General features: G+C 61.0%; 21 protein-coding genes and 1 tRNA gene. 7 read left to right on the top strand and 15 right to left on the bottom strand.

What is annotated here, in order from left to right; genetic code table 11:
• Window positions 1-120 precede the first annotated feature (120 nt).
• Complete coding sequence (locus tag JIN81_RS11690; RefSeq protein WP_200279512.1) at window positions 121-903, top strand: thiazole synthase; 783 nt, start codon at window positions 121-123, stop codon at window positions 901-903.
• Window positions 904-919: 16 nt separating this feature from the next.
• Here JIN81_RS11690 and JIN81_RS11695 read toward each other — a convergent pair whose 3' ends face one another.
• Both JIN81_RS11695 and JIN81_RS11700 read right to left on the bottom strand, forming a co-directional pair.
• On the bottom strand, window positions 920-1,333 hold the full coding sequence (locus JIN81_RS11695) for a DUF4259 domain-containing protein (protein WP_200279515.1): 414 nt from the start codon (window positions 1,331-1,333) through the stop codon (window positions 920-922).
• A 33-nt stretch (window positions 1,334-1,366) separates the two neighbouring features.
• The gene (locus JIN81_RS11700; protein ID WP_234044783.1) at window positions 1,367-2,194 is read right to left on the bottom strand and encodes a PPK2 family polyphosphate kinase; all 828 of its coding nucleotides are present in this window, start codon (window positions 2,192-2,194) and stop codon (window positions 1,367-1,369) included.
• A 120-nt stretch (window positions 2,195-2,314) separates the two neighbouring features.
• On the opposite strand from JIN81_RS11700, the gene JIN81_RS11705 reads away from it, so the two are divergent.
• The 3 genes from JIN81_RS11705 to JIN81_RS11715 are packed head-to-tail and all read left to right on the top strand — an operon-like array spanning window position 2,315 to window position 6,830.
• Window positions 2,315-3,856 (top strand): Ppx/GppA phosphatase family protein, encoded by a 1,542-nt coding sequence (locus tag JIN81_RS11705; protein WP_200279521.1) that lies wholly within the window; start codon window positions 2,315-2,317, stop codon window positions 3,854-3,856.
• Window positions 3,857-3,871: 15 nt separating this feature from the next.
• On the top strand, window positions 3,872-5,968 hold the full coding sequence (ppk1, locus tag JIN81_RS11710) for a polyphosphate kinase 1 (protein WP_200279735.1): 2,097 nt from the start codon (window positions 3,872-3,874) through the stop codon (window positions 5,966-5,968).
• A gap of 13 nt (window positions 5,969-5,981) precedes the next feature.
• Window positions 5,982-6,830: an SMP-30/gluconolactonase/LRE family protein gene (locus JIN81_RS11715; protein WP_200279525.1), complete on the top strand. Its 849-nt coding sequence runs from the start codon at window positions 5,982-5,984 to the stop codon at window positions 6,828-6,830.
• 9 nt (window positions 6,831-6,839) lie between these two features.
• Here JIN81_RS11715 and JIN81_RS11720 read toward each other — a convergent pair whose 3' ends face one another.
• From JIN81_RS11720 to JIN81_RS11735, 4 genes are all read right to left on the bottom strand, one after another.
• Entirely contained in the window at window positions 6,840-7,715 is an 876-nt protein-coding gene (locus tag JIN81_RS11720; protein WP_200279528.1) for an LpxI family protein, read from the bottom strand.
• A gap of 11 nt (window positions 7,716-7,726) precedes the next feature.
• Window positions 7,727-7,807 (bottom strand) — tRNA-Leu (locus tag JIN81_RS11725).
• Window positions 7,808-7,886: 79 nt separating this feature from the next.
• A complete protein-coding gene (gene trxB, locus JIN81_RS11730; protein WP_200279531.1) occupies window positions 7,887-8,813 on the bottom strand; it encodes a thioredoxin-disulfide reductase in 927 nt (308 codons plus the stop codon).
• Between the two features lie 62 nt (window positions 8,814-8,875).
• The gene (locus JIN81_RS11735) at window positions 8,876-9,802 is read right to left on the bottom strand and encodes a thioredoxin family protein (protein WP_200279534.1); all 927 of its coding nucleotides are present in this window, start codon (window positions 9,800-9,802) and stop codon (window positions 8,876-8,878) included.
• 111 nt (window positions 9,803-9,913) lie between these two features.
• Here JIN81_RS11735 and JIN81_RS11740 point away from each other — a divergent pair, with 111 nt between their 5' ends.
• Both JIN81_RS11740 and JIN81_RS11745 read left to right on the top strand, forming a co-directional pair.
• Window positions 9,914-11,554 (top strand): putative Na+/H+ antiporter, encoded by a 1,641-nt coding sequence (locus tag JIN81_RS11740; protein WP_200279537.1) that lies wholly within the window; start codon window positions 9,914-9,916, stop codon window positions 11,552-11,554.
• A gap of 2 nt (window positions 11,555-11,556) precedes the next feature.
• The gene (locus JIN81_RS11745) at window positions 11,557-12,144 is read left to right on the top strand and encodes a riboflavin synthase (protein ID WP_200279540.1); all 588 of its coding nucleotides are present in this window, start codon (window positions 11,557-11,559) and stop codon (window positions 12,142-12,144) included.
• Between the two features lie 12 nt (window positions 12,145-12,156).
• Here the strand turns inward: JIN81_RS11745 and JIN81_RS19650 are convergent, their stop codons facing one another.
• The 7 genes from JIN81_RS19650 to JIN81_RS11780 form a co-directional block, all read right to left on the bottom strand.
• On the bottom strand, window positions 12,157-12,585 hold the full coding sequence (locus JIN81_RS19650) for a DUF2752 domain-containing protein (RefSeq protein ID WP_200279543.1): 429 nt from the start codon (window positions 12,583-12,585) through the stop codon (window positions 12,157-12,159).
• Between the two features lie 6 nt (window positions 12,586-12,591).
• Window positions 12,592-13,122, bottom strand: a complete 531-nt coding sequence (locus JIN81_RS11755; protein WP_200279546.1) for a CD225/dispanin family protein — start codon at window positions 13,120-13,122, stop codon at window positions 12,592-12,594.
• A gap of 27 nt (window positions 13,123-13,149) precedes the next feature.
• Window positions 13,150-13,647, bottom strand: coding sequence for a GYF domain-containing protein (locus JIN81_RS11760; RefSeq protein ID WP_200279559.1), 498 nt, complete (start codon window positions 13,645-13,647; stop codon window positions 13,150-13,152).
• Window positions 13,648-13,738: 91 nt separating this feature from the next.
• The gene (locus JIN81_RS11765) at window positions 13,739-14,560 is read right to left on the bottom strand and encodes a zinc-dependent peptidase (protein WP_200279562.1); all 822 of its coding nucleotides are present in this window, start codon (window positions 14,558-14,560) and stop codon (window positions 13,739-13,741) included.
• On the bottom strand, window positions 14,554-15,342 hold the full coding sequence (gene hisA, locus JIN81_RS11770) for a phosphoribosylformimino-5-aminoimidazole carboxamide ribotide isomerase (RefSeq protein ID WP_200279565.1): 789 nt from the start codon (window positions 15,340-15,342) through the stop codon (window positions 14,554-14,556). The genes JIN81_RS11765 and hisA overlap by 7 nt, the downstream gene beginning before the upstream one ends.
• Before the next feature lie 91 nt (window positions 15,343-15,433).
• On the bottom strand, window positions 15,434-16,882 hold the full coding sequence (sucB, locus tag JIN81_RS11775; protein ID WP_200279567.1) for a dihydrolipoyllysine-residue succinyltransferase: 1,449 nt from the start codon (window positions 16,880-16,882) through the stop codon (window positions 15,434-15,436).
• A gap of 43 nt (window positions 16,883-16,925) precedes the next feature.
• Window positions 16,926-19,700, bottom strand: a complete 2,775-nt coding sequence (locus JIN81_RS11780; RefSeq protein WP_200279570.1) for a 2-oxoglutarate dehydrogenase E1 component — start codon at window positions 19,698-19,700, stop codon at window positions 16,926-16,928.
• A 144-nt stretch (window positions 19,701-19,844) separates the two neighbouring features.
• Between JIN81_RS11780 and JIN81_RS11785 the strand changes: the two genes are divergently transcribed.
• Window positions 19,845-20,777: an ABC transporter ATP-binding protein gene (locus JIN81_RS11785; RefSeq protein ID WP_200279573.1), complete on the top strand. Its 933-nt coding sequence runs from the start codon at window positions 19,845-19,847 to the stop codon at window positions 20,775-20,777.
• Between the two features lie 34 nt (window positions 20,778-20,811).
• On the opposite strand, the gene JIN81_RS11790 is transcribed toward JIN81_RS11785, so the two are convergent.
• Window positions 20,812-22,092 carry a type II secretion system F family protein gene (locus tag JIN81_RS11790; protein ID WP_200279576.1) on the bottom strand — a complete coding sequence of 427 codons (1,281 nt, stop codon included), beginning with the start codon at window positions 22,090-22,092 and terminating at the stop codon, window positions 20,812-20,814.
• 13 nt (window positions 22,093-22,105) lie between these two features.
• A complete protein-coding gene (locus JIN81_RS11795; RefSeq protein WP_200279579.1) occupies window positions 22,106-23,815 on the bottom strand; it encodes a GspE/PulE family protein in 1,710 nt (569 codons plus the stop codon).
• Window positions 23,816-23,943: the final 128 nt, after the last annotated feature.

Raw genomic sequence — 23,943 nt, forward strand, 5'->3', positions numbered from 1 at the left:
CGTTTTCGTATTCCGCCGGGCCATCACTCCGTGCCCTACCAGCGGTTTCCCATGGGCTGAATCACGTCGGTTTCCAACGAGATGATTGGACAACCGCTGCCCAGCCTCCAAGCTCCCCGCATGCCCGATCCGCTCGTCATCGCCGACCGTGAGTTTTCGTCCCGCCTGTTCCTTGGCACCGGAAAATTCCCGTCGAATGAAGCCATGCGCGACGCCTTGGAAACATCGGGCACAGAGGTCGTCACCGTGGCCCTGAGGCGCGCCGATCTGTCGGGTGAAGGCGACCCCTATGCCAACATCCTGGAATTCATTGATCCCGAGCGCTACCTCATCCTGCCCAATACGAGCGGAGCCATGAACGCCGAGGAGGCCGTCCGCCTCGCCAAGCTCGCCGCCGCCGCCGGACTCCCGAAATGGGTCAAGCTGGAGATCCACCCCGACCCGACCTATCTCCTCCCCGATCCGATCGAGACGCTCAAGGCCGCCGAAATCCTCGTCAAGGAAGGCTTCACCGTACTGCCCTACATCAATGCCGATCCCGTGCTCGCCAAGCGACTTCAGGAAGTCGGCACCGCCACAGTGATGCCCTTGGGCGCGCCCATCGGAAGCAACCGTGGAATCGCCACTCGGGATCAGATCCGCATCATCATCGAGCAAGCTACGGTACCTGTCGTGGTTGACGCCGGCATCGGCGCACCGAGCCACGCCGCCGAAGCCATGGAGATGGGTGCCGACGCCGTACTGGTCAATACCGCCATCGCCATTGCATCCGATCCACAACGCATGGGCCGCGCCTTCCAGATGAGTGTGGAAGCCGGACGTGAGGCCTATCTACTGGGCCTACCCGAGGAATCGGACACGGCCTCGGCGACAAGCCCTCTCACCGGTTTCCTCAAGCGCTGAAATTCCACCGGGAAATTCAGGTCGCCTGCAGGCGTTCCTTCAAGTCGGCCAACGACTTGCGCCACTCGGCAAAATCCTCGGACTCCTGCCAGGTCTCGAGAAGCTCGCAGGGTTCGTTGAACACGCGGTCGACGACGCGCAATGCACGTTGCTGGAGACTTCCCTCCGCCTCGATATCCTGCTCATCAATCCAGTCCTGAAGGTCATCCCCCGCTTCATCGGAGGGCTTCGGATTTCCTCCGGCCCACGCCACCACTTCGGCAGCGGCAAGCCCTTCCTCGGCGATGGGTGCTTCCACGTAGTCATCGCCCAGTCCAAGCACGGCATCGAGGGCCTCCTCGATCATTCCGGAGCCTTCTGATTCCTTCAACTCAGCGAGCCAGTCGCAAGCTGTGTCGTTCCCAAAAACTGTCGTGTCCCAAGCACCCATGCGTGGTTGTATCCCTCGTGAATCCTGCCCCTGTCAATCGTCGATCTCAATTGATCCGACATCCCATCCCGGCTCCGGATATTTCATGTCCAAATCCTCAAGAGTGTCGGCAAAAAGTCGCGCCACGCAGAGGTTCCGATACCACTTCTTGTTCGCTGGGATCACATACCAAGGCGCGTGCTTCGTGCTCGTCCGCTCGATCAGGTCCTCGTAAGCATGTTGGAACTCATCCCACTGTCCCCGGTCGGTCAGATCATCCGGATGGAACTTCCAGTGCTTCATCGGGTTGACCAGACGAGCCTCCAGCCGACGCTTCTGTTCGCCCTTCGAAATGTGGAGGAACAGCTTGATGATGGTCGTTCCCTCTTCGGCAAGCATCTGCTCGAACTCGATCACGTGCCGGTACCTGCGTTTCCACACCGCGTCTTCGAAGATCTTCTTCACCCGCACGGCGATAATGTCCTCGTAGTGGCTGCGGTTGAAGACGGCGATCTCACCGTTGGCAGGGACGTGCGGATGAATGCGCCACAGGAAATCGTGGGCCATTTCGTCCTCCGTCGGCTTCTTGAATGACATCACCCGGATCCCCTGCGGATCGACCCGTGAGAACACGCTCTTCACGCAGCCATCCTTGCCGCCGGTATCCATGGCCTGAATGATGACGAGCACGCGCTGTTTGCCCTCGGCAAAGAGGACCTTCTGCTGGGCCTGGATTCGATCACGGAGCCCGTCGAACAACTCCTGGGTCGTGCTCTTCGATCCCTTCGGACAAAGCGCAATACTGGATGGATCCCTGTCCGAAAGCTTGAGCTTGCTGCCTTCAGGAATCAGATAGGCTTTGCGAGGATCGCCGATTTTCATTGGCATCATGCTTTCCCGGCGATTGCGCTTTGGGAAGCTTGAAATGGAAATCCCTCAGAACTCGCCCGTCGTCACACATTCGGCATTGCAAGACGGACCCACGGGATCAATCTAGGGCCGATGTCCTCTCCATCCGATGCCTCATCGCCCGTCACGACCGCGGTGCATGTGGGCGCCAGCTCCGTCTCCATGCTGATCGCCGAGCGCGGTGAAGACGGAGTCTACAAGCCCCTCGATTTCCTCGAGCAACCCGCCCCACTCGCGCGGGATATTTTCCGCTTCGGGCGCATCACCCGCGGCACGACGGAACGCATCGTCGAGATCCTCGTCGGCTTCATCAGTGCCGCATCGGAAGCCGGGATCGAGCTCGACACCTCATCGCGTGCCGCAGCCACCAACATCCTCACCGAAGCCAGCAATCACGAGCGGTTCCTGAATCGCATCCGGATCGCGTGTGGCCTGGCGATCAACCCGATCGACGACGGTGAGATGACACGCCTGATCTACCTGAAGACACGGCGGCGGCTGCACGACACCCCCATCATGCGGGACAAGCCCGCCATCGTGCTTCACGTCGGCCCGGGCAATACCCGCGCGCTGCTTTTCGACAAGGGAGCCATCAGTCGCTACACCAGTTATCGGCTCGGCACCCACCGGACGCGGGAAATGATCGAAGGATCCCACACCGCCGGCCCCGCCATGCTCCGGGTCATCCGGGAACACGCATCGGGCAACATCGGCCAACTGCGGTTCGACTACCACGACATCCAAACCCACTCGCTCGTCCTGATTGGTTACGAAATCCAGCAGATCAGCAGTTTCCTCACCGACTCGAAGGGACGATGTTCGCTGAAATCCCTCCAACGCCTCTCCCAGCAGGCCGCCGAGATGACCGACCTCGAACTGGTCCAGCATTTCAAGGTCGACTACCAGACCGCCGAGGCGCTGGTGCCTGCCATCGAGAACAATCTCGCCATCGCCGAGGTGCTCGACGCCAAGGAGATCCACATCCCGGCAAGCGACTACGAACAGGGACTGCTCCAGGACCTTCTGATTTCCTCCGACCTGACCAATTCACTCGACCACGAAGTCCTTCGTTCGGCGCGCATCCTTGCCTCACGCTATCAATCCGACGGACGCCATGGAGAGCACGTCGCGCAGATCGCCATGCATCTCTTCGAGAAGCTGACGGACCTTCACGAGATGGGCGAGCATGACGCACTGCTGCTGCGGGTGGCCGCCATCCTCCACGAAGTCGGCACCTACGTGAGCCCGCGGGCCCACCACAAGCACTCGGAATACATCATCCTCAACAGCGAGATCTTCGGGCTCGACCGCCGTGACGTCACCATCATCGCCCTGGTCGCCCGCTATCACCGCCACTCAGGCCCCCAGACCGAGCACGCGAACTACCGCGAACTCACCCCGATCGACCGGATCCTCGTCTCCAAGCTGGCATCCATCCTCCGCGTGGCCGACGCCCTCGAGCGAACCCACAACCAACGGGTCCACGACATCGATGTCCGCTTCGACCACCAGCGGATGTACCTCACCCTGCCCGGCGTCGCCGACGTCGCGGTCGAGCGACTGGCGATGAAATCCAAAGGTGACCTTTTCGAACAAGTCTTCGGTCTCGAAGTCATCATCGACGACCCATCCTAAACCTTGCCGACACCCATGGACCTGCCCTACGTCAATCGAGAACTCTCCTGGCTTGAGTTCAACCAACGCGTGCTCAATGAAGCACTTCGAGCCGACCTTCCCTTGCTGGAGCGGGTCAAGTTCCTCGCCATCACCGCGTCGAACCTGGATGAGTTCTTCCAAGTCCGGGTGGGCGGTCTGATCCTCATGCGCCGACGGGGCCGCAAGCGCCCGGACCCCGCCGGAATGACACCGGTGCAGCAGATCACCGCCATCCGCCGCCGGGTTCAGCGCATGCTGGCGGATCAAGGCAAGCTCCTGACCGGCGAGCTCCTCCCTGCCTTGGAAGAAAAGGGCATCATGCTACTCAAGATTGGGGACCTCAGCCCGAGTCAGGCCGATCAGGCCGCCACCTACTTCCATTCCTCGGTCGGCCCGCTGCTCACCCCTCTGGCCGTCGACTCCGAGGACGAACCGCCGCACATCCCCGGGCTGCAGTTGACCGTTGCCTGCAAACTCATCGACGACGAAACCAACACGACCCGCTACGCGCTGATTCCCATCCCCGATTCACTGGGCCGTCGCGTGCCGGTGGACACCGACGACGACACCTCCGCCTTCGTGCTGATTGAAGACCTCGTGGCAGCCCACTGCAGTTCTCTTTTCCCGGGCGAAACGGTGGATGCCACCGGTTGGTTCCGCCTTACCCGAAACGGCGACATCACCGTCCAGGACGATGATGGCGGCGACCTCGCCGGGGAAATGGAAGATGTGCTGGCGGCGCGCAAGCTCGCCGACACCGTCCGCCTTGAACTCCCCATCCCCCTGTCCCGCGATCTGTCCCGCATGATCGAAAAGGTCTGTGGTGCCAGCACCTCGGAGATCTATCGAATTGCAGCCCCGCTTGGCATTTCGGGATTCATGGACCTGGCCTTCATCCCTGGCTACGACCAACTTCGCGACCCGGACTGGCCGGCACAGTCGTCGCCCGACATCCCACCGACCGAGTCGGTCTTCGATGCCATCAGTCGCCGCGATCTGCTCCTCCATCACCCCTACGAGAGTTTCGAACCCGTCATGCGGATGCTCGACGAGGCATCCAACGACCCGGACGTCCTCTCCATCAAACAAGTCCTCTACCGTACCGCGAAGAACTCCCGCATCATCGATGCCCTGATCCGTGCCGCGGAAAATGGAAAGAACGTCACCGTGCTTGTCGAACTCAAGGCCCGCTTCGACGAAGCGAGAAACCTCGTCAGGGCGGAAGAACTCCAGCGTGCCGGAGTACAGATCGTTTACGGAGTCAAGGGGCTGAAAACCCACGCGAAGATCTGCATGATCGTCCGCCGCGAAGCCGGTCACCTCCGCCGCTATGTGCACCTGGGCACCGGCAACTACAATGAGTCGACAGCCCGCCTCTACACCGACATTTCGCTTCTCACCTGCCGACCCGAGTATGGGGCGGATGCCTCGATGTTCTTCAATGCCGTCACCGGCCGCTCCAAGCTCCTTCGCTTCCAGCGCCTCGTCCCGGCTCCGACCGCAATGAAGCCACGTCTGCTCTCATTGATCGCCGAGGAAGCCGAGCGGGCCCGCCAGGGGGAACCCGCGCGGATCACCGCCAAAGTGAACTCCCTTCAGGACCCCGATATCATTGCAGCACTCTACGATGCCTCCGCCGCAGGCGTGAAGATCCGGCTCAACATCCGTGGCATCTGTTGCCTCAAGACAGGCAACTCCAAGCGGGCCAAGAACATCGAGGTCGTCTCCATCATCGATCGCTACCTCGAGCACTCGCGCATCTTCCACTTCCATCAGGGCGGCGACCCGGTCGTTTTCATTGCCTCAGCCGACTGGATGGGGCGGAACCTCGAACGCCGGGTCGAATTGATGATCCCCATCGAAGACAGCCGCTTGCGCAATCGCCTGATGAAGATCCTCGACACCTTCTTCAAGGACAACACGCAGGCATCGCGGATCAAGCCGGACGGGACCTCCGAAAAAATCGAGCCCGAACCCGGACAAAAGAAGTTGCGGGCACAGGAGTATTTCTTCAGGCAGGCACGGCGCACTGCCAGGGCACGCGAACACGAACGCGCCATGCGCTTCGAACCCCACCTTCCGCCCAAGTAAACACACTTTCCCTATGACGATCGATACAGCCGGACAAACGAAGAGCCAATGGGGCGAAGGCCCGATCTGGTGGCAGGACAAACTCTACTACGTCGACATCGAAGGTCACGCCGTGATCTGCCATGACCCCGTGACCGGCGACGACCAACGCTGGGAAGTCGGCGAACGCGTTGGCACCGTCGTCCCGCGGGAGGCGGGCGGCCTCATCATCGCCGGCGACACGGGATTTCATTTCCTCGATCCGGACACGGGCAAACTCACCGCGATCGGTGACCCGGAACCCGACAAGGAGAACAACCGCTTCAACGATGGAAAATGCTCTCCGGACGGCCGCTTCTTCGCCGGCACCATCAGTCTCGTGAAGAAGACAGGCGACGCCCGCCTCTACCGGCTGGACTCCGATCAGTCCATTCATGAGGTGTTCGGCCCGGTGACCAATTCCAACGGCATCGGCTGGAGCCCCGATGGAAAAACCTGCCACTACATCGACACGCCACGCCGTGAGGTCCTGAGCTTCGACTACGACAATGGCCAGATCAGCAACATGCGCACCAGCGTGGATACCTCCGCCATCGATGCATCACCTGATGGCATGACGGTCGATGCCGACGGAAACCTCTGGGTCGCGTTTTGTCACGGAGCCTGCGTCGCCTGCTACTGCCCGACCTCGGGCAAGGAGCTTCGCCGGATCGAGCTCCCCTGCCTCGAGACCACGGCCTGCGCCTTCGGCGGTCCCGACCTGACCGATCTCTACGTGACCACCGGCATCCACAAGACCGAAGTCGAGGAACTCGCCGGCCGCGTGCTCGTCATCAAGGGACTCGGAGTCAAAGGCCTGCCCGCGAATCCGTTCGCGGGCTGATCTCCGCGCTCAGCGGTCATCCGACACCCCGGTGGGACGGTCGCCGTCCGCCGTGGCGTCGATCGCATGCAGGCTGATGTCGTGACGCATGCACAACTCCTGGACCACATCGCTTTCCAGCAGCAGCACGCGCTTCGCTTCGATTGCAATCGCACCGACACCCGCCTCCACACAGGTCTCGATCGTCTGGGGTCCGACCACCGGCACATCGAAACGAAAATCCTGATTCGGCTTCGACACCTTGATCAGCATGACGTTCTTGCCACGTCCGAGCGACCCGCCGCGCTTGATGCACTCGTTGGTTCCCTCGAAGGCTTCTACGGCAAGCACCGTACCATGGCGCACCACGATGGTCTGGCCGATGTCCAGGCGGCTGGTCTCCTTGGCGATGCGGAATCCGAATGCCGCATCTCCGAGCTGACGCTGCTTCATCGCAGGGCCGAAGACATGACCGGGCCCGGGTAGAAGGTCTTCCAAAAAGGTGGTGGCCGGAAGCAGCTTGATCCCTTCCGAGGCGAGCTCATTGGCGATCGCGCCGAACAAGGACTCCGCATTCCGCTCCGGAGTCTTCGCCAGCACCATCAGCGCCTTCATGTCCGGCCGCAGGTTGAAAAGATTCTTTGGTGCGATCTGCCCGACCATGATGGCCTCGGTGACCCCGTGCTTCTTGAAGAACTTGATCGGCTTCCCAAGCTGTCCGACACGAAACCATTCGGAGGCCTCCACCTCCTCCAGCAACTCCGGCCGGGTCTCATCCTGGAACGCAGCGACAACCAGGGTGGCACCCGGAGCATTCCGCCGGGCAGCCTCCACGAAGATTCTTGGGTAGGCGCCATTGCCGGCGATGATCCCGATCTTCCGAACTGCCTCGTTGCCTTCAGTCATGATCGTGAAAGTAGCGGCTGTGGGACTCGAACCCACACTCCATAGGAACTCGATTTTGAATCGAGCGCGTCTACCAATTCCGCCAAGCCGCCCTTGGGTGGGCGGATGTTTGCCCTACCTGCGCGTCGGGCGCAAGCGGCAAAACCGCCCAACTTTGCATCCGTCCGGCGATTACTCGCCGTCAGCAAGATAGCGCTCGGCCTCGAGTGCCGCCGCACAGCCCTGCCCGGCAGCCGTGATGGCCTGACGGTAGTAGTGGTCCGCGACATCACCGGCTGCAAACAACCCGGAGGTCTTCGTCGCCGTCCGGCCCGGATTCTGAAGGATGTAGCCGTTCTCGTCCAAATCCACCAGATCGCCGAGGAACCCGCTGTTCGGCACGTGCCCGATCGCGACGAACACGCACTTCACCTCGAGTTCCTTCTCGGAACCATCCACGGTGCTCTGCAGCGTCACCGCACGCATCTCACCCTCTTCGTCGGTCAGATACTCGCTCACCGTGCTATTCCAAACCGGCTCGATCTTCTCGTTCGCCAATGCCCGATCGGCCATGATCTTCGAAGCACGGAGCTCGTCGCGACGGTGGATCAGATACACCTTGCTCGCGAACCGGGTCAGGAAGTCCGCTTCCTCACAGGCGCTGTCGCCGCCACCGATCACACACACCGGCACATCCCGGTAGAATGCGCCGTCGCAGGTCGCGCAGGAGGTCAGACCGTGGCCGATCAGCTTCTCTTCGCCCTCGATCCCGAGGTGACGCGGAGCCGCTCCGGTAGCCACGATCACGGTCTTCGTTTCAAGCGTCTTGCCCCCCGCCACGATCTCGAAGTGTCCGGCGTCGGTCTTCGTCACGCTTTCCACATTGGCAAACTCGATGCGGGCACCGAATTTCTCAGCCTGCTTCTGCATGTTGCTCATCAGTTCGGGACCCATGATTCCCTCAGGAAAACCAGGGAAGTTCTCCACTTCGGTGGTGGTCGTCAGTTGTCCGCCCGGCTGGGTGCCGGTCAACATGAGCGGATTCAGATTGGCTCGCGCCGTGTAAATCGCCGCAGTGTATCCTGCGCAGCCTGTCCCGATGATGATTACGTCTTCCATGGTGATCTGAGTCGAATGCCCGCGAAGTATTCCCCAAACCTCCCCAAGGTCAACGCCGGGAATCACTCCATTCCGCGCTTGCGCTTTTCATTGGCGATCCAGTCCTGATCACGCGGCGAAAGGTTCTTCTCGCTGGTCTGGAAACGGGTGCCGTCGGGCTCCATCAGCAGCAGCTTGCCCGCCTGATAGGACAGCAACTTGGCGAAAATACGGCGTCCGCGCGGGTCCGACCACGTCCGGTAGCCCTTCTTCTCCATCTTCTTCTTCCACGCTTCGTGGGATTTCCCGGCCAGCATGGCCGCCTGGCGCAGCTGTCCCCACTTGTACTCCGCCTGGCCACGCCGGTATCCCTTGTAGCGTCCGATCACCTCACCAGAAGGCGTCAGCACCAACAGGTTTGGCTGACCCAGAATCTTGTAGCGCTTCTTCAGATCCTGCACGAAGCCCGACTTGCGCGAGGTCGAGTCATCCAACTTGCTGCCGTCGATCCGCTGGTCGATCTGCAGACGTACGAAAGTACCCGCCGCCCATTCCTCGAAATCCTGCGTGTTGAACAATTCCTCAGCCAATGCCTTGCAATTGGGGCTGTTCTGCGAATCCGTGAACCACATCAGCACCGGCTTGTCGCTGTGTCGGGCTTCCTTGAAGGCGTTGCTGTAGCTCTGGCGCCACGGGCCCTCGCTGGGCACGGCAGACAGCAACTCCTTCAGCTCCGGGACGATCGCATCCGGATCCTCCGCATCCGGATCCGTGAAGACGATATCCTCGTGATCCAGCACCACGCCTGCGTTGTCGCGCAGCGCATCCGGAATGCCGCCGCTGTTGCCAAGTGGTGTGGCTCCACCACCCCGCAGTTCGGCTGGAATCGAACCCGGCCCGAAGGGATCCGGCTGCATCCCGCCCATCGGCCCGGCTCCACCACCGTCGCCTCCACCTCCACAGGAGGCCAGCAATCCGGCTGCGATCAAACAACACCAGCGAAACTTCATGGGATGACCCTAAGAGGCCTTCCCGAAACTTGCAATCCATGGGCAGTTTGCCTTGCCGAGTGGCGCCGGGTCGGCACACTCCCGGCGAACTTTTCCAACCCCTGACGCCCCATGCACCGACGTCTGATCCCACTATTCCTCGTACTTTTCGCATTCATCGCACCCACGGCCCTCGCTGCCGGAGGAGGCCACGGAGCCGAAACACCGGCTTTTGTCACCCAGATGAACGAATTCCCCGCCCTCGAGGAAGCAGAAGGCATCGACAAGACCGACATCATGGCGCGCATCAAGTTCCGTGCGTCCCAGGCCCCGTTTCTGGTGGTCGCCACGATCATCTTCATCTGCGCCATCATCCACACCTTCTTCGCCGTGCCCCTCACCAAGCTCGCGCACAAGGTGCAGCACGAGCATGACGACATGATCCGGCGGAAGAATGAAGCCGCCGGCGAGGAGACGGAGGAAACCGACATGGTGAGTTTCAAGGCAACCCTGCTCCACTTCCTCGGCGAGGTCGAAGCCATCTTCGGAATCTGGGTGGTCGTCCTGATGGGCGCCATCGGCTGGTTCTATGGTTTGGACTCAGTCACCGGCTACATCAGTGGCACGGTCAACTTCACCGAGCCCATCTTCGTGGTCGTGATCATGGCGCTGGCCTCCACACGCCCCATCCTCAACTTCGCCGAGCGCTGCCTCCGACTCGCCGCCCGACTCGGCAAGGAAAGTCTCACCGCCTGGTGGCTCTCCATTCTCATCATCGCCCCCATCCTCGGATCGTTCATCACCGAGCCCGGCGCCATGACCATCGCCGCCATGCTGCTGGCGAAGAAGTTCTACAGCTACCGCCCGTCCGCCAAGTTCGCCTACGCCACGCTCGGCTTGCTGTTCGTCAATATCTCGGTCGGCGGCGTGCTGACCAACTTCGCTGCGCCACCGGTCCTGATGGTGGCCCAGAAATGGGAACTCACGACCCCGGAAATGTTCTTCCACTTCGGTGAAAAGGCCATCATCGGCATCCTGATTTCCACCGTGGTCTACTTCCTCTTCTTCAAGAAGGAGCTGAAGGAACTCAGCGCCCGTGCCCGCGAGGAGGCGGACCTCGAAGAAAAGCAGGATCACATCCCGTTCTGGGTGACTTTCACCCACCTCTTCTTCATGGCGTGGACCGTCAAGTTCGCCCACGACCCACCGATGTTCATCGGCAGCTTCCTCTTCTTCCTCGCCTTCCGTCAGGCGACCGCCCACTACCAAACGGCGATCAACCTCCGCGGCCCCATCCTCGTCGGCTTCTTCCTTGCGGGTCTCGTCATCCATGGTGGCCTCCAAGGCTGGTGGCTCGCACCCATCATCACCTCCCTGTCCGAATGGCCGCTGTTCATCGGTTCCGTCGTGCTCACTTCGTTCAACGACAACGCCGCGATTACCTTCCTCGCCAGCCAGGTCGATGGGCTCTCCCCTTTCCTGAAATATGCGGTGCTTGCCGGTGCCGTGAGCGGCGGTGGTCTCACCGTGATCGCGAATGCTCCCAACCCCGCAGGTCAGGCCCTGTTGAGCCGCTTCTTTGGCGACGGGGTTTCGCCCGGCAAACTTCTCGCTGGAGCCCTCGTTCCGACCATCATTGTGGGTGCCCTGATGATGCTCTTCCCCGACCCGGGCATTGAAGAGATGTTCACGGTCAGTGCAGATAAGGTCGAGGAAGTGGCCGCTCCAGAAGCGATCGGTGATCTTCCCGAAAGCCCTGCGAATCACGAGTAACCATGTTCACCGGTCTGGTCGAATCCCGGGGTGCGGTTCGCGCATTGGAATCCAAAGGCGAACAGGCACGACTCACCATTCAGATTCCCTTCGCCAGCGAACTCTCCCTCGGGGATTCGGTCGCGGTCAACGGGTGCTGCCTGACGGTCACCCAACTGGATGGCGGCGACGCGTCCTTCGACGTTCTCAACCAAACCCTGAAGGTCACATCGCTCGGGGATCTCAAGGAAGGATCCACCGTCAATCTCGAGCGCGCCATGCAGGTCGGCGACCGCTTCGGCGGACATTTCGTGCAGGGACACATTGATGCCACCGGCACCATCGAGGCCTACGCCCCCATGGGTCAGGACCACCGTCTCGAAGTCAGGCTCCCCGAGGACATCGCCAACCTGAGCATTCCAAAGGGCTCGCTCGCCATCGACGGCATCTCACTCACCATCGCTGAACTCGAAGGCACCCTCGCCCGCTTCTGGATCATTCCCCATACCCACGCCGAGACCAACCTCAGCACCCGCCAACCGGGACAACGGGTCAATCTCGAGGCCGACATGCTGGCGAAGCATGTCGCCAAACTGATGGGCAAGGCCTGAATGCCGAGCCATTCATGACGTCGGAGCGAGCCAGTTGAATGGCGGAAACGGTAGATTGCGAAGCACCGCAAAGCCGATCACCAGCCAAGCCAGCACCCACGCACCACGCGTCCCCAAGGGGAACCGCCACGCTGGAGGACACCCCCTCAGCCAGCCAAGCACTTCGGGCACCAGCGCCACGAGCGCCAGTGGGAGCAGGATCACACCCAGCGGGTTGAACCGGAACGCCGCTGCCACATTGCCGTCGAGCACCGCATTGGCAGCGCGCGTCATTCCGCACCCCGGGCAATGCAAGCCCGTGAGATCATGAAGCAGGCAGGTCCACGGCATCGCCGACGGCCCACCGGTCATCAGTAGCCAAGTGGCCACCCCCACGAACCCCAAGGCACCTAGCAGAATAGCCAGCCGCCCCCATCTCAGCCCATGAGCTCGCTCGCTCATCGAGGATCAGAACGAGGAACTCGACTCGGCATAGAAAATGAACCCGAAGGCCGCCAGGTTCGCGATGAGGCCGAGACCAAAGGAAATCCAACACCACATCTTGGCGGCATTCGATGCCTCCTGGGCTGCCTGCCAATCGCCACTGCGCTTCAAGCCGTCCACCTTGGCTGCATACACGATCGCCGGAATCCCAAGTGGCCAACAGCACAGGATAGTCACAACAATCGACTGCCAAAGGTAGGTCGGAATCTCCGGTCCCATCTGCAGCTGGTTGGCCGGCGATGCCGTCACCGGCGATTGGTAGGGAGAGCCACCAGATCCTGCAGCAGGCACGTTCGACGGCCCTGATGGCGTGGAAACGTGAGGTGCCAGTGAGGAAGCCAACTCAGGCGTTTTCGCCAGCGGCTGCCAATCACTCATTCCGTCGTGCCAAACCAAGTCTTCCGGCTTCACGGAACCCGCGGCAATCTTGCCCCTCAGCTCCTCCTCGGAAATCGGTCCCGCCTGGCTGCCGTTCTCAGAATAATACCACTGCATGGCTGAGATTCTCTAGCGCCCGGTGGGCTACATGTCACGGGAGATTGCCACGAGTAGGAATATTCCCCCCGCCAACGTGATCCCAATTGTGATGTAGCCGGTCACCAACCCGGCAATCGCCATGCCACGCCCGCCCATCGGCAGCACATACTCACGGATCTGTTTGAGGGCCAGATGCCCACAGATCACCGCCGGTATCCCGGCAAGAATTCCGATGAAGCAACTGAAAAGGAGCACCAGCGAGCTGATCCCGCACACCATGCTTGCGATGGCCATTCCATTGTTGGGCACCACCGGGATACCTCCGTAGCCGGGCACCGGGGCCGGACCTGCAGCCACCGGCGGCTGATACACGACCTGGGACGACCACTCAGGCACCTGCAGAATCGGGAGCCACTCGTCCATGCCCTCCCGCCACACGATCGTCTGCCCGTTGATCATCCCCGAGGCCAGCATCGCACGAATCTCGTCGTCTTCGACTGGCCCGCTCTGCTGACCGTTCAATCCGTAATACCACTGTGCCATCAGGACCGACTTCACTCATCCGGGAGAGCCCTGCCAAGCCCAAAGCACCCGACCCACTGTTGATCCGGCCACCTCCGACAGGAAAACCCCATCAATGGGAAGGCACACGCCCCCAGCTCGCCGGGTCCATCTGGTAGAAGCGGGCCATCTCCCGATAGACATCCGGCTCCTCACGCTTCATTCCCCTCGCACGCTCGAAAAAGGTCTCTGTCGCGACCGCAAAGAACTCCGCCGGGCTCTCCGCACCGTAGTCGTCCAGCACACTCCGCTTGCCCTGCTCGACCCTCTCGCAGAAGGCCTTGTAGGCGGGTGCGAAGGCTTGCGACCAACGGCCGTAGTCTTCAAGCAACTCGAACTCCGGCACCCCGTCCGCGGCACCGTCGGCCTGGTCGATCTGATGGGCAAACTCGTGCAACACGACATTCAGCCCGTCCTGGGGATTCGCATCGCCCTGCCGGACACTCTGCCATGCAAGCACCACACTCCCCGTCCCCCAGGATTCCCCGAGCCTCACGGTTTCACTGCCATCCCGGTCGTCACGACTCTTGAATGCCACCGGGTAGACCAGAATCGATTTCAAGCGTTCATAGTAGTCCTGGGGCCGGTGCGCGATCAACAGGCAGGCAGGTGCCGCGATCGCCAACCTCATCTCATGGGTCACTTCGTCAAGATCCCCGCAGGCCTCGAACGACTTCTCGGCGAGGAAGACCTGAATCCATCCTTCCGCCAAGGCGCGCGTCTCATCCGGGACAACCTTCCAGATCGGAAACAATTCCTCGATCATGCGGTGGTCCGTCTCCTCGAGCTTTTCCGCGCGCAAACTCTCTCTTCTCCGATCCCTGCGGGCACTGTGCAAGCCGGCCATTCCCGCCAGACCGGCCACCCCTCCCATCAATATCCAGATTCCTAACATGCCTTACCGGGTTCGCTCGATCTGCGGTTCCAATCCACGAGTTCGCGGTATGTCACGCCCTGCCCTCCGAAAATATCCAGGGCCGAACCAACGGTAACATCCACATGCCCACCACTGAGTTCCCCGACCCGCTCGACATCCGCCATCGAAGCCGCACCACCCGCGTAGGTGACCACCCCACCTCTCCACTGACCCAGCATCCCGACCAATTCTTCGTCGATCCCGCCACAGAGCCCTTCGACATCCGCCGCATGGATCAGAAACTCGTCGCAGGAACCCGCCAAGCGATCCAGGGACGGTGGATCCAGCTTCATGTCCGTGAGCGTCTGCCAGCGATTCGTCGCCACTCTCCACCCGTCCGCCACTCTCCGACATGACAAGTCGATGACCAACTTCTCCGCTCCGACCTTCTCGACCAGCCGAGCCAGACGCTCGTCGGAAAACCTCTCGCCGTCCTCAAACAGCCAGGAGGTCACAATCACATGGCTGGCACCTGCATCAAGCCACTCCGACGCATTCGCCTCCGTGACACCGCCGCCCAACTGAAGCCCGCCCGGCCAGGCCGCCAGCGCCTCCCTCGCGGCATCGTGATTGCCCGGACCAAGTTTGATCACATGTCCACCACGCAGATCGTCGCTGCGGAAGCGTCGCGCAAAAGATGCCGGACTCTGCTCCGACACGAAATTCTCAATCGGCCCGGCCCCTTCGTCACGAAGGGTGCCGCCGACAATCTGCTTCACCTTGCCGGCGTGCAGGTCGATGCATGGTCGAAATCGAGTCACATCCCCACCCTCCCCGATCTCGCCGCCAGCGCAAGCCCGGAGCCAGCGCTCAACCGACTTCGAATCAGACGAGGACGACGACAAACCTTCCTCACATCTCCAGCATCAATCGCGTCGGATTCTCAATGCAGTCCTTGATCCGGATGAGGAAGGTCACTGCCTCCTTGCCGTCAACGAGGCGGTGATCGTAACTCATGGCGAGATACATCATCGGACGGATCTCCACCTTGCCATCGACCGCCACCGGGCGTTGTTGGATGGTGTGCATGCCGAGGATGCCGCTTTGTGGTGGATTCAGAATCGGCGTGCTCAGCAGCGAACCATAGGTGCCACCATTGGAAATGGTGAACACACCACCCTGCAGGTCTTCGATCTGAATCTTCCCTTCCTTCGCCTTCATCGCATAGGCGATGATCTCGTTCTCGATTTCCGCGAAGCTCTTCTTGTCGCAGTCCTTCAGCACTGGAACCACAAGTCCCTTCTCGGTTCCGATGGCGACTCCGATGTCGTAGAAGTGGTTCTCGATGATCTCGTTGCCATCGATCATGCCATTCACCTGCGGCACATCCTTGAGTGCCTGGACGACCGCCTTCACGAAGAAGGACATGAAACCGAGTTTGACGCCGTGCTTGGCGATGAACTCCTCCTGGACGCTCTTGCGCAGGCCCATCACGGCCGACATGTCGGCCTCGTTGAAGGTTGTCAGGATCGCCGCGGTCTGCTGGGCATTCACCAAGTGGGATGCAATCTTGCGACGCAGCATCGACATCTTCCGGCGGGTCGTCCTGCCATCCGCCACCGGCGTGGAATCCGGACGCTCTGCGGGCGATGGAACCACCGTGAAATCAGGCTTCGATTTGCCGGAATCACCTGCTGGCGGAGCAGTTTGAGCTGCCGGTTCGGACGGTTTCTCGACCGGAGCGCTTGCCTTGGACTCCTCCTTCGCAGCAGGAGCCGGGGCTGCCTCAGGGGCCGCTCCCACGGTGATCTCGGCAATCACGGTGCCGATGTCGACTTCCTCACCTTCAGCAACGAGAATCCTGATGGTCCCGGACTCGTCCGCTTCGAGTTCGGTCGAAACCTTGTCGGTCTCGAGAGTCACAATCACCTCGCCCTTCTTGACCGGATCGCCGTCGGCCATCCTCCACGCGGCCACGTTCGCGGTGGCGATGGATTCCCCCGCCGCCGGGACTTTGACCGGAACCACCTTGCCAGCCGAATCACCACCAGCGGCTTCGGCGGCGGGTTGGGCAGGTGCTGCACCCTCATCCGACGAACCGGATGACTCCGGGGATGACTCAGCCTGTGACTCATCGATCGTCGCAATCACTGTACCGATCGCAACCTCTTCGCCCTCGGGCACCACCACTTTGAGAATGCCGGAAACATCCGCGGTCAGCTCGTTGGAAACCTTGTCGGTCTCAAGTGTGACGAGCACATCACCGGCTTGCACGGACTCACCGTCCTTCTTGTGCCAATTGGCAACGTTCGCACTCGTGATCGATTCGCCTGCGGCGGGGACTTTAACTTCGGTGGCCATGAAAATTGGGGTAGGAAAATGAAAAGCAGATCGTGGGCCGATTTCAGACCGAGAAGGCCTGTTCGATGAGGGCCTTCTGTTCGCGATAGTGCTTCGCCTTCGATCCTGCGGCAGGACTTGAGGCACGGCCTCGCCCGGCGTAGCGGACCCGGCGTCCGAGCACCTTCTCGAGGCGAGGGAAGATATAAGACCAAGCACCCATGTTGAGGGGTTCCTCCTGGCACCACACGAACTTGGATGCCTTCGGGAACTGGCTCACCAGAGCCTCGATCATCTCGCCATGGAATGGATAGAGCTGTTCGATCCGGAGAATCGCCGTCTGATTGAACTCGTGCTCATCGCGATGGGCAGCGAGATCGTAGTACACCTTGCCGGTGCAGAACACGACCCGGGTGACATCCTCGGGAGATTCAAAGCGCTTCGGATCGGGCAAAATCTCCTGGAAGCAGGACCCCTCGAGGAAGTCCTCCTCGTTGGAGACCGCCTCAGGCCGCGTGAGCAGGCTCTTCGGCGTCATCAGGATCATCGGCTTGCGGAAATTGCGGCGCTTCTGACGACGCAGCGCGTGGAAATACTGGGCCGGCGTCGTGAAGTTGCCGACGATCATGTTCTTCTCGGCGCACAACTGCAGGAAGCGTTCGAGGCGGGCGCTCGAGTGCTCCGGCCCCATGCCTTCATAGCCATGAGGAAGGAGAAGTACTAGATCCGACGGAGTTTGCCATTTCGACTCGGCGGAGGAAATGAACTGATCGATGATCACCTGCGCGCCATTCGAGAAGTCTCCGAACTGAGCTTCCCACATCGTGAGCATGCTAGGCGCACCGATCGAATAGCCGTAGTCGAAGCCCAACACCGCGAACTCGGAGAGCAGCGAGTTGTAGACACAGAACTTGGCCTGATCCTTACCGAGATTCTGGAGCGGGATGTAGCGCTCGCGGGTCTCGGAGTCATAGAACACGGCGTGGCGCTGCGAGAACGTGCCGCGCCGGCAATCCTGTCCGGAAAGACGAACCGGGTTTCCTTCCAGCAGCAGGGAACCCCATGCCAGAGACTCGGCGAGCGCCCAGTCGATACCTGCCCCCTTCTCCAAGGCTTCCATCCTCCTCGGGACGAAGCGCTTGGCCAAGGTCGGGTGAAGGTGGAATCCGTCGGGCACCGTGGTCAGCACCTTGCCCAGATACTGGACCGTGTCCTTGGGAATGCCGGTCGGCACCGAGGCGTGGGAATACTTCGGCTGGGCCACCGCAGTCGACCCACTGAACACAGAACGTTCGCCCTTCTCCTGAGCCTCCAACATCTTCTGATAGCCGGCCTCGAGACGATCCCAGATTGCTTTCTCAATCGCATCCGCATCGCCCTGGCTCAGCGTACCTTCGGAAACCAGACGCTTCTTGTAAAGCTGACCGACGGTGTCCCGGCTCTGGATCTTGCGATAAATGTGGGGCTGGGTGAACGCAGCCTGGTCCGTTTCATTGTGCCCCTGCCTGCGGTAGCAGTACATGTCGATCACGATGTCCCGACCGAACTTCTGGCGGAATTCCAAGGCGAACTGGGCGGCCCAGAACAACTCCATCGGCTCCTCCCCGTTCACGTGCAGGATCGGCGCCTCGATCATCTTCGCCACATCGGTCGCGTAGGACGACGAGCGGGCATCTTCCGGCATCGTCGTGAAACCAATCTGGTTGTTGATGATCACATGGATCGTGCCACCCGTCCGATAGCCCGGAAGCTGGGAGAGATTCAGCACCTCCGCGACCGATCCCTGACCGGCGAATGCGGCGTCGCCGTGGAGAAGAATCGGAAGCACGCGCTTGCGATCGGTCTTTACCCCGTCGTCGCCGAGCTGACGCTGTCTGGCCCGGGCCTTGCCCTCGACCACGGGATTGACTGCTTCGAGGTGACTTGGGTTGGCCGCGAGGCTGACCCGGACTTCGCCATCGGGAAGCTTCCGGACGCTTTCGTAGCCGAGGTGGTACTTCACGTCGCCGTCGCCTGCCACCAGGTCCGGCATGTAGTTCGGGGTGAACTCGTAGAGAATCGTAGGCAGCGACTTGGCCACGAAGTTGGCCAGCACGTTGAGACGACCGCGGTGGGCCATCCCCATCTCGATCTCCAGCACGTCTTCCGACGGGCACTGATTGAGAATGGCGTTGAGGATCACCATCGCCCCTTCGCCACCCTCGAGCGAGAAGCGCTTCTCCCCGAGGAACTTCTTACCAAGGAAGCTTTCGAATGCTTCAGACTCCAGCAGCCACTTCAAGGCCTCGGCCTTGCGCTCGGCGGAGTCGGGCTCACGGCGGACCCGTGCCTCGATCTTCTCGCGCACCCAGTGGCGGACCACGGTGTTGTGGATGTGCATGTGCTCGAAGCCAATGATCCCGGAGTAGGTCGCCTCGAGCGCAGCGACCATATCGCGCAGCTTCATCCGCTCGCCATTCCGGAAAAACCGGTTGGCCGCCTCCCGATCGAGATCTGCTTCGGAAATCCCGAACTGATCCAGCTTGAGCCGAGGATTCCGCTCCGGCGGGCCCAATGGGTTGATGTCGGCCTGGGTATGACCAAGCGCCCGGTAGTTGTAGACCAGACTCACCACTTTGCCGAAAAAGGACACTTCATCCTGAGGAGCCGATCCCTCGGGGGCGGGAGCCGCCGACTTGGCTGGGCTCTCGGCCTGTTTCTTCGGTTGCGCCACGCCGAGCTCAAAGCCCTCGAAAAATGCCCCCCAGGTAGGCTCTACCGATTGGGGGTCCTTGCTCCACTGAGCATATTTTTCTTCCAGGATGTCCGCATTCAGGCGGGCCGAAACCGAGGATTTCATGAATCGAGATTGGAATGAGTTGCAACCCCGGACAGGAATTTCCAGCTTGGCCCGCGTCGCGCAGCGACTAGGTAAGGGGCGGGCCGGGAGGCGTCAACCGCACAGCGCGGTTTTGCCCCGGAAATTCAAAGATTCCTTAACTTGATGATCGAAGTCCGAGAACTCACCAAGCGATTCTCTCGCCACACTGCCGTCGACAACATCAGCTTCAGTGTCGGCAAAGGGGAAATCGTCGGATTTCTCGGCCCGAATGGTGCCGGCAAGACCACAACGATGCGCATGCTCACCGGCTACCTCCCCGCCACCTCGGGGAGCGTTGAGATCGGAGGCCACGATGTCTTTCGCGAATCCGTGCAGGCCCGCCGGAAAATCGGCTACATGCCCGAGAACGTCCCCCTTTACGAGGACATGCGGGTGCGGGAATACCTCAAGTTCCGGGCCCACCTCAAAGGACTCTCGACTAGCGAAACCCGTCGCCGCGTCGGCGAGGTCATCGCCACCTGCGGCCTCGATTCGGTCCGCCGGAAGATGATCAAGGTGCTGTCGAAAGGATATCGGCAGCGGGTCGGACTGGCCGACGCACTCGTCCACTCACCGGACCTGCTGATCCTCGACGAACCGACCAACGGACTGGATCCCAATCAGATCCGCCAGATCCGGGAGCTGATCAAGCGCCTCGGCGAGTCCCATACCATTCTCCTTTCCACCCACATCCTCAGCGAGGTCGAGATGACCTGCGGGCGCGTGATCATCATTGATGGCGGCAAGGTTCGGGCCCAGGACAGCCCGGAGAGCTTGGTCGATGGGATGAGAACCGCCGGCAAGGTCCTCATCGAACTCAAGGCGGATCCCGAGGTGGTCCAAGGTGCGATCAACAGGCTCGACCACGTCAAGCGCGTCACTCAGGAAGCCACCGGTGACGGATGGTTTGCCTTTGAAGTGCTCGTCGATTCAGGCACGGACGCGCGCGAGCGCATCCACGAGGTGATCGCCCAGAATGGCTGGTCGCTCCGTAGCCTCCACCGTCGCGTGGCCACGCTGGAAGACGTCTTCGTCGAACTCACCCGCCAGGATTAAGGGCCGGTTTGATTGGACGAAATGGCCGGAGGCTTCAACCGTTGAGGTTGGAGATCGTCTGGAAGATCGCGTTGATCATCAGGTAGGCCATGGTGCCGATCATGAGCGCCATCACGATCAGGATGGTCGGCATGATCAGGGCCATGATCCGGTTCAGATCCTTGTTCAGCTCCTTGTCGTAGCGCTCAGCAGCACGACGCAGGGACATGTCGATCTTTCCCGTCTGCTCACCGACCGCGACCATGTCGACGAGAAGGGCCGGGAAATTGCCGGTGCGGACCATCGCCTTGGACAAGGCCCGACCATCGCCAACCTGCTCGATCACCTCATTCAGGGATGCTCGCAGGGACAGGTTCTGGGTGGCATCGCGCGACAACTCGAGCGCCCGAAGCAACGGGAGCCCGTTACCGACCAAGTTGGCCATGGTCTCAAGAAACTGAACGTAGAATCGGCTCGAGATCACCGGCCCCGCCATCGGCAGAGTCAATTTCATGCGATCCCACGTCGGGCGATTCTCCTCGTTGTCCTTCCATGCCTTGAAGAACAGGCCGCCAGCAACGAGGAGGATGAGATAAACATACCAGAATGCCGCAAAGTGGTCGGTGACGACCACCATCAGCTGGATCGGCCCAGGCAGCTTGCCGCCCGGTGCTGACTCAATGAGTTGGGTGAGCTGCGGGATCAGAATGGTGACGAAGACGATGGTCACCCCGACGCCCGCGAGCACGAGGAAGGCCGGGTAAATCATCGCCAGAATCAAACGCGACTGCAGCTCCGCGAGCGTCTTCAGGTAATGCGCCTGACGCTTGAGGATCGTATCGAGCGCGCCCGATGCCTCACCTGCCGCCGCCAGAGAACAATACAGCGGACCGAAACTCGGACTGACCCGCTTCAGCGCGATCGAGAAGTTGGTGCCATCACGGACCAGGTGCCTGATCTTTACCGCCACGTCCTTCAGTGATCCGAGTTCCTGACGGTTCTCCATCGCCCGAAGTGCCGGCTCGAGTTGCAATCCGGCGGAGAGCATGTCGGAAAGCTCCTCGGTGAAGAGAACCACCTCCTGGCGTTTCAACTTCAGCTCGCCGTCGGGCGATGAACTCTCGGCTTGCTCCGTCGAGCGGGAAACCGGGCGCGCCTTCGCCTTCGGTTTGGTGGCAGCTTTCTTGGGAGCCTCACTCGTCGCATGACTCAGGCTGACCGGCTGGAGACCCTTCCGGTCGAGCAGACGAAGCGCCTCGGTGCGGTCTCCTGCATCGACCTGCCCCGTTTGCACCGCTCCGTTTGCTCCGAGCGCCTTGTAGGAAAATGCTGGCATCGTATTCCTGACCTCAGTCCGATCCTCCGTCGGTTGCCGTGACGGCGATCACTTCTTCGAGTGTTGTCACCCCCTGCATCACCTTGAACCATCCATAGCCCCGCATCGGGATGTAACCATCCTTGATGGCTCGAGCGCGCAGCGTCGGCGAGTCGGCCCCGTGGGCGATCATGTCCTGCATCTGCTGCCCGAGGACCACGACTTCGTAGATCGCGAGACGACCGGAGAACCCGGTTTCCCGGCACCGGTCGCATCCTTTCGCCTCGTAGGCCTGCCCCTGAATCTCAGCGGGAATCCCAAAGGCTTCACGATCCGCAGGAGTTACATCGCGCGGCGACTTGCAGTGGTCGCACAGCTTCCGCACCAGACGCTGAGCGAGGAATGCCCGCACCGCCGCCGATACCAGGAAGGGCTCCACCCCCATGTCGATCAAACGACTGATGCCACCCAGAGCATCGTTCGTGTGCAGCGTGGAGAACACCAAGTGACCGGTGAGGGAGGCACGGATCGCAATCTCCGCCGTCTCGAGGTCACGAATTTCCCCGATCATCACCGTGTTCGGATCCGCACGAAGAATGGACCGGAGGCCGGCCGCAAAGGTCAGACCAATATCCGACTTCACCGCGATCTGCATCACGCCGGGCAGCTTGTTTTCCACCGGGTCTTCGATGGTCACAATCCGCTGATCGGGTCGATTGATCTCACTGAGGAACGAGTAGAGGCTGGTCGACTTACCGGAACCCGTCGGCCCGGTGATCAGGATGATTCCGTTCGGAAGATCCAGAAGCCCTTCGATCTTCTCGCGCACGAACGGCTCCATGCCGAGTCGGTCGACATTGAACTTCTCCTGGTTGAGAAGACGCAGCGAGACGCTTTCGCCTTCGACCGTAGGCACGGTCGCGACACGAACGTCGATCGTCTGCCCTTCCAACTGCAGGTTGATCCGGCCATCCTGAGGAAGTCGGCGTTCGGCGATATCGAGCCTCGACATGATCTTCAGGCGCGCGATCACCGAGCTTTGCAGCGCCTTGATGTTCTCCGGCACCGTGACCTCGATCAAACGACCGTCGACCCGGTAGCGGATGCGCAGATTGTCGGCGAGAGGCTCGACGTGAATGTCCGTGGCCTTCTGCTCGAGCGCTTCGCGAATGATCTGGTTCACGAACTTCACCACGCTCGCTTCCTCATCGTCATCGGCGTCGATCACATTGGCCTCATCGGCCATCTCGAGGTTACCGAAGTCCATGTCGCGACCTTCGAGAATCTGCTCGAAAGTATCCGCACCTACTCCGTAGAGCCTGCGGAGGGACTCGTGGACGCGGCGACGGGAGGCCATGCACCATTCCACGGGCATGGCGATCTCCTGAGCGACCGCCTGCCGTGCCACCAGATTGAACGGGTCGAAAGTGACAAGCTTCAGACGTGGATTCTCCTCATCGCCAAGCAGTTCCAGAGGAAGTAGTCGGTAGCGCAGAGCCACCCGAGGCCCACAGGCTTCCCGAAGGGGGAGCGGCGCCTCAGGCATGACGATGCTGTCAATCCACTCCATCCCGAGCGACGCGGCGAGTTCCCTGAGGTAGGGTTCCTCATCGACGACCCCGGCGTCGAGCAAATCGTCAATGGGAGAGCGCTGACGCTGAGCGGCGCCATCGAGTACTTCACCCAGTTTATCCAGGTCCTGGCATCCGCTTTTCCGTGCGGGTTCGATCAAGAGGTCCGTCATTCAGCTATGCGTCTTGTCACGTAAAACCGCCCACCCTGCAACCTTGTCTCTTCAAAATTCGGAACAATCCAGTTTTCCATCGAGAACCCACCCAAAGATGGCCAATCCGCCCGCACCGGCTATCCTCC

Origin of the sequence: Haloferula rosea (assembly GCF_016595525.1) — a bacterium.
In the GTDB taxonomy this organism is placed as follows: domain Bacteria; phylum Verrucomicrobiota; class Verrucomicrobiia; order Verrucomicrobiales; family Akkermansiaceae; genus Haloferula; species Haloferula rosea.

Excerpts from the sequence above, each read along its gene's own strand:
- JIN81_RS11715 (WP_200279525.1), top strand. The coding sequence starts at position 5,982 with ATGACGATCGATACAGCCGGACAAACGAAGAGCCAATGGGGCGAAGGC.
- JIN81_RS11780 (WP_200279570.1), bottom strand. The coding sequence starts at position 19,700 with ATGAAATCCTCGGTTTCGGCCCGCCTGAATGCGGACATCCTGGAAGAA.
- JIN81_RS11695 (WP_200279515.1), bottom strand. The coding sequence starts at position 1,333 with ATGGGTGCTTGGGACACGACAGTTTTTGGGAACGACACAGCTTGCGAC.
- JIN81_RS11765 (WP_200279562.1), bottom strand. The coding sequence starts at position 14,560 with ATGTTAGGAATCTGGATATTGATGGGAGGGGTGGCCGGTCTGGCGGGA.
- trxB (WP_200279531.1), bottom strand. The coding sequence starts at position 8,813 with ATGGAAGACGTAATCATCATCGGGACAGGCTGCGCAGGATACACTGCG.
- JIN81_RS11720 (WP_200279528.1), bottom strand. The coding sequence starts at position 7,715 with ATGACTGAAGGCAACGAGGCAGTTCGGAAGATCGGGATCATCGCCGGC.
- JIN81_RS11705 (WP_200279521.1), top strand. The coding sequence starts at position 2,315 with ATGTCCTCTCCATCCGATGCCTCATCGCCCGTCACGACCGCGGTGCAT.
- sucB (WP_200279567.1), bottom strand. The coding sequence starts at position 16,882 with ATGGCCACCGAAGTTAAAGTCCCCGCCGCAGGCGAATCGATCACGAGT.
- ppk1 (WP_200279735.1), top strand. The coding sequence starts at position 3,872 with ATGGACCTGCCCTACGTCAATCGAGAACTCTCCTGGCTTGAGTTCAAC.
- JIN81_RS11785 (WP_200279573.1), top strand. The coding sequence starts at position 19,845 with ATGATCGAAGTCCGAGAACTCACCAAGCGATTCTCTCGCCACACTGCC.
- JIN81_RS11740 (WP_200279537.1), top strand. The coding sequence starts at position 9,914 with ATGCACCGACGTCTGATCCCACTATTCCTCGTACTTTTCGCATTCATC.
- JIN81_RS11760 (WP_200279559.1), bottom strand. The coding sequence starts at position 13,647 with ATGGCACAGTGGTATTACGGATTGAACGGTCAGCAGAGCGGGCCAGTC.
- JIN81_RS11690 (WP_200279512.1), top strand. The coding sequence starts at position 121 with ATGCCCGATCCGCTCGTCATCGCCGACCGTGAGTTTTCGTCCCGCCTG.
- JIN81_RS11755 (WP_200279546.1), bottom strand. The coding sequence starts at position 13,122 with ATGCAGTGGTATTATTCTGAGAACGGCAGCCAGGCGGGACCGATTTCC.
- JIN81_RS11700 (WP_234044783.1), bottom strand. The coding sequence starts at position 2,194 with ATGAAAATCGGCGATCCTCGCAAAGCCTATCTGATTCCTGAAGGCAGC.
- JIN81_RS11795 (WP_200279579.1), bottom strand. The coding sequence starts at position 23,815 with ATGACGGACCTCTTGATCGAACCCGCACGGAAAAGCGGATGCCAGGAC.
- JIN81_RS11735 (WP_200279534.1), bottom strand. The coding sequence starts at position 9,802 with ATGAAGTTTCGCTGGTGTTGTTTGATCGCAGCCGGATTGCTGGCCTCC.
- JIN81_RS11745 (WP_200279540.1), top strand. The coding sequence starts at position 11,557 with ATGTTCACCGGTCTGGTCGAATCCCGGGGTGCGGTTCGCGCATTGGAA.
- JIN81_RS19650 (WP_200279543.1), bottom strand. The coding sequence starts at position 12,585 with ATGAGCGAGCGAGCTCATGGGCTGAGATGGGGGCGGCTGGCTATTCTG.
- JIN81_RS11790 (WP_200279576.1), bottom strand. The coding sequence starts at position 22,092 with ATGCCAGCATTTTCCTACAAGGCGCTCGGAGCAAACGGAGCGGTGCAA.